Origin of the sequence: Cellulomonas rhizosphaerae (genome assembly GCF_003470205.1) — a bacterium.
Taxonomy (GTDB): domain Bacteria; phylum Actinomycetota; class Actinomycetes; order Actinomycetales; family Cellulomonadaceae; genus Cellulomonas; species Cellulomonas rhizosphaerae.
Genome location: NZ_QWKP01000063.1, coordinates 1 through 4,086 on the forward strand (window position 1 = coordinate 1; position 4,086 = coordinate 4,086).

Genomic DNA, 4,086 nt, shown 5'->3' on the forward strand with positions numbered 1-4,086 from the left:
CACCAGCCGCTGACCTCCTGACACGCGCGAGGCGCGGCACCCCGCCGGGGTGCCGCGCCTCTGTCGTGCCTCGGTCAGAGGACCTGCGCGACCGCGCCCGTGAGGTCCTTGATCGTGCGCCCGTTCGTCTTGACGCCCAGCGCGGTCATCGACCACCCGGATCCGCTGCGCACGACCTTGGCCATGATCTGCGCGGTGTGCGAGCCGGAGCCGGACAGGTCGTAGCGGGCGACCTCCTGCTCGTTGCTCGAGTCGACGAGGCGGCAGAACGCGTTCTCGATGGCGCTGAACGACTGGCCCGTGTAGCTGCTGACGACGAAGACCAGCTGCGTCACGGCGGGGTTCACCGCTCCCAGGTCCACGACGATCGACTCGTCGTCCCCGTCGCCCGCCCCGGTCAGGTTGTCGCCGAGGTGCTGCAGCGCGCCGTCCTTGCTGCGCAGCTGGCTGAACCAGACCTGGTCGACGAGCGTGCCGGACGCGTCGAACAGCAGCGCCGAGGCGTCCAGGTCGACCGACTTCTCCTTGACCTTGCCGAAGAAGCCCTTGACCTTCTGCGCGTCCCAGCCGAGGCCCATGCGGACGCGGGTGAGGCCGCCCCCGTCGGACTTCTGCAGCGAGACCGTCTGGCCCTTGTTCAGGCTGATCGACATGACGTGGTGCCCTTCGTCGGTGGAGCTGGGGTGCCGGCGTCAGCCGACGTGGATGAGGTGGTCCTCGTCGGCGTGCCGGCGGTTGCGCATGATCGAGGACACGAATGCGGCGCCGATGAAGGCGACGCCCACGAGGCCGGTGACGATCTCGCTGATGTGCACGCCGATGCTCACGAGCAGGATCACGGACAGGGCGCCGATGGCCCAGTGCGCGCCGTGCTCGAGGTAGACGTACTCCGCGAGCGTGCCCTTGCGGACCAGGTAGACGGTGATCGACCGGACGAACATCGCGCCGATGAAGCCGAGGCCCAGCGCGATGATGATCGGGTCGGACGTGATCGCGAACGCTCCGACGACGCCGTCGAACGAGAACGACGCGTCGAGCACCTCGAGGTAGAGGAACAGGAAGAACGCGGCCTTGCCGGTGGCACGGGCGACCTCGGTCGGACCGCCGGCGCGAGTGGCTGCGCCCTCCTCCGGCTCGTCGGCCACCCCGGCGTTCTCGAAGAGCGTGCCGAGGCCGTTGACCGCGATGTACGTGATCATGCCGAGCACTCCCGAGACCATGACGATCGCTGGGTCCTCAGCCAGCAGCTCCGCGGTCAGCACGAGCGCGATGCCGGCGATGACGACGGAGAGCTGGTCGAGCTTGCCGATCTTGGCCAGCGGCTTCTCGAGCCACGACAGCCAGGTGATCTCGCGCTCCTCGAAGATGAACCCGAGGAACAGCATGAGCAGGAACATCCCACCGAACGCGGCGATCTGCGGGTGTGCCTCGTTGAGCAGGTACCCGTACGTGCCGGGCACCTCCGGGTCGCCCTTCTCCATGGCGAGGTTGAGCGCCTCGATCGGCCCCAGGTCAGCGGTGATGCCGACGATGAGCAGCGGGAACACCAGGCGCATGCCGAAGACGGCGATGATCACGCCGACCGTGAGGAACATGCGCTGCCAGAAGTCGCTCATGCGCTGCAGCACGGTGGCGTTGACCACCGCGTTGTCGAACGAGAGCGACACCTCGAGGATGCCGAGGATCAGGCACAGGGCGAACGCGGACCAGCCGCCGTACACGAAGGCGACACCGAGCGACACGATCGTGACGCCGATGGACCAGCCGAAGATGCGAAGCAACGTTGTCTCGTTCCGTGGAGGAGGGGCGGGGTTCCGCTGCGGATTCTAGGCGGATGCCCGCTCAGCCGACGTTGACCCCGAAGTCCCGCACGATGCCGAGCAGACCGGTGTCGTACCCCTGGCCGACCGCGCGGAACTTCCACTCGGCGCCGTAGCGGTACACCTCGCCGAAGATCATCGCGGTCTCGGTCGACGCGTCCTCGGTCAGGTCGTAGCGCGCGATCTCCTGGCCGTCCGCCTGGTTGACGATCCGGATGAACGCGTTGCGGACCTGGCCGAAGCTCTGGTGGCGCGCCTCGGCGTCGTGGATCGAGACCGGGAAGACGATCTTGTCGACGTCCGGCGCCATGCGCGCCAGGTCGAGCTTGACCGACTCGTCGTCGCCCTCGCCCTCGCCCGTGCGGTTGTCGCCGGTGTGCTCGACGGTGCCGTCGGGGGAGGCCAGGTTGTTGTAGAACACGAAGTGCGCGTCCGAGAGGACCTTCCCGCTCGCCCCGAGCAGCAGTGCGCTCGCGTCGAGGTCGAAGTCCTGCCCGCTCGTCGTGCGGGCGTCCCAGCCCAGCCCGACGAGGACAGCGGTGAGGTTGGGCGCCTCCTTGCTCAGCGAGACGTTGCCGCCCTTGGCCAGCGTGATGCTCACGGTGCGTGCCTTTCCGAAGGTTGGCGGATCAGAGGGTGACGCCGAAGTCGCGGGCGATGCCCGCCAGCCCCGACGCGTAGCCCTGGCCCACGGCACGGAACTTCCACTCGCTGCCGTTGCGGTACAGCTCGCCGAACACCATCGCGGTCTCGGTCGAGGCGTCCTCCGAGAGGTCGTAGCGCGCGATCTCGGCGCCGTCGGCGCCGTTGACGACGCGGATGAACGCGTTGCGCACCTGGCCGAAGCTCTGGCCGCGCGACTCGGCGTCGTAGATCGAGACGGGGAAGACGATCTTGTCGACGTCGGCAGGGACGGTCGACAGGTCGACCTTGACCTGCTCGTCGTCGCCTTCGCCCTCGCCCGTGAGGTTGTCGCCGAGGTGCTCGACGGAGCCCTCGGGGCTCTTGAGGTTGTTGAAGAACACGAAGTGCTTGTCCGACGGGACCTTGCCGCCGGCGTCGAGCAGCAGCGCGGAGGCGTCCAGGTCGAAGTCCGCGCCCGTCGTGGTGCGCAGGTCCCAGCCGAGGCCGACGACGACGGAAGTCAGGCCGGGGGCCTCCTTGGAGAGGCTGACGTTCCCACCCTTGCTGAGGCTGACGCTCATGTGTCCTCCTGGACTCAGCGACGAGGGCGTGTCCCCCGTCGTCGGGGCGCGACCTTTCGGCACGCGCGTGGTGCTGCCCCCCACCGTATTCAACCGAGCGCTCCTTCGTGGCCGAACTTCGCTCAGAGCGTGCAAGCCGATCGGGTGAGCGTGCCCGCGCGTGGGCCGAGGGCTCTAGCATCGAGGGTGGAACCACCCCATCGTTCTGGAGGCCACAGATGTCCGAGCTCGACCTCGGTGCCACGCCGACCGCTGCCGCTCCCGCCCCCGCCGGCGGGCTCGTCCTGACGCCGCCCGCGCCGGTCGTGGTCGTCAAGCAGGAGGAGGCGGCGTCCGCGGTTCCGCTCGAGGCCGGCAAGGAGCTCGAGCTGCGCGCCAAGGCGACCGCGTTCGTCACGGACCTGACCTCGATCGACACCAAGTCGCCGGAGTTCACGCAGAAGGTCGCCTCGATCACGTCGATGGGCGAGCAGGAGATGCGCGCCTCGGCGTCGGTCTCCAGCCGCATGCTCGACCGCCCGGCCTCGCTCGCCAAGGGCTCCAAGGGCAAGGACGGCGACGCCCAGACGCGCGTCGCGAACACCCTCGTGGACCTGCGCACCACGGTGACCGACCTCGACCCGAACCGCGCCGACCTCACGGGCGTCAAGAAGGTCCTCAAGTGGATCCCGGGCGGCAACAAGGTCGACGCGTACTTCGCGCGGTACCAGTCCGCGCAGTCGCACATCGACGCGATCATCAAGGCGCTCGCGTCCGGCCAGGACGAGCTGCGCAAGGACAACGCGGCGATCGAGACCGAGAAGACGAACCTCTGGACGTCGATGGGCAAGCTCGCCGAGTACAACTCGCTCGCCGGCGCGCTCGACGCGGAGATCGAGGGCAAGATCGCCCAGCTCGAGGCCGCCGGACGCCAGGAGGACGCGGACGCGCTGCGCTCGGACGCCCTCTTCCCCGTGCGCCAACGCCGCCAGGACTTCATGACGCAGATGGCCGTCAGCGTGCAGGGCTACATGGCCCTGGACCTCGTGCGCCGGAACAACCTCGAGCTCATCAAGGGCGTC

At 68.6% G+C, this 4,086-nt stretch carries 5 protein-coding genes; 1 reads left to right on the forward strand and 4 read right to left on the reverse strand.

Features of this window, described 5'->3' with window-relative positions; all coding sequences use genetic code 11:
- Positions 1-74: 74 nt before the first annotated feature.
- The 4 genes from D1825_RS00955 to D1825_RS00970 form a co-directional block, all read right to left on the reverse strand.
- Positions 75-653, reverse strand: a complete 579-nt coding sequence (locus D1825_RS00955) for a TerD family protein (RefSeq protein ID WP_118765652.1) — start codon at positions 651-653, stop codon at positions 75-77.
- Positions 654-692: 39 nt separating this feature from the next.
- Positions 693-1,781 (reverse strand): DUF475 domain-containing protein, encoded by a 1,089-nt coding sequence (locus tag D1825_RS00960; RefSeq protein ID WP_118765653.1) that lies wholly within the window; start codon positions 1,779-1,781, stop codon positions 693-695.
- 61 nt (positions 1,782-1,842) lie between these two features.
- On the reverse strand, positions 1,843-2,421 hold the full coding sequence (locus D1825_RS00965) for a TerD family protein (RefSeq protein ID WP_118765654.1): 579 nt from the start codon (positions 2,419-2,421) through the stop codon (positions 1,843-1,845).
- Between the two features lie 28 nt (positions 2,422-2,449).
- Complete coding sequence (locus D1825_RS00970; RefSeq protein WP_118765655.1) at positions 2,450-3,025, reverse strand: TerD family protein; 576 nt, start codon at positions 3,023-3,025, stop codon at positions 2,450-2,452.
- A gap of 218 nt (positions 3,026-3,243) precedes the next feature.
- Here D1825_RS00970 and D1825_RS00975 point away from each other — a divergent pair.
- Positions 3,244-4,086, forward strand: an 843-nt coding sequence (locus D1825_RS00975) for a toxic anion resistance protein (protein ID WP_118765656.1), incomplete at its 3' end; no start/stop codon positions are given.

Coding starts and splice junctions, on each gene's coding strand:
- D1825_RS00955 (WP_118765652.1), bottom strand. CDS start 653: ATGTCGATCAGCCTGAACAAGGGCCAGACGGTCTCGCTGCAGAAGTCC.
- D1825_RS00970 (WP_118765655.1), bottom strand. CDS start 3,025: ATGAGCGTCAGCCTCAGCAAGGGTGGGAACGTCAGCCTCTCCAAGGAG.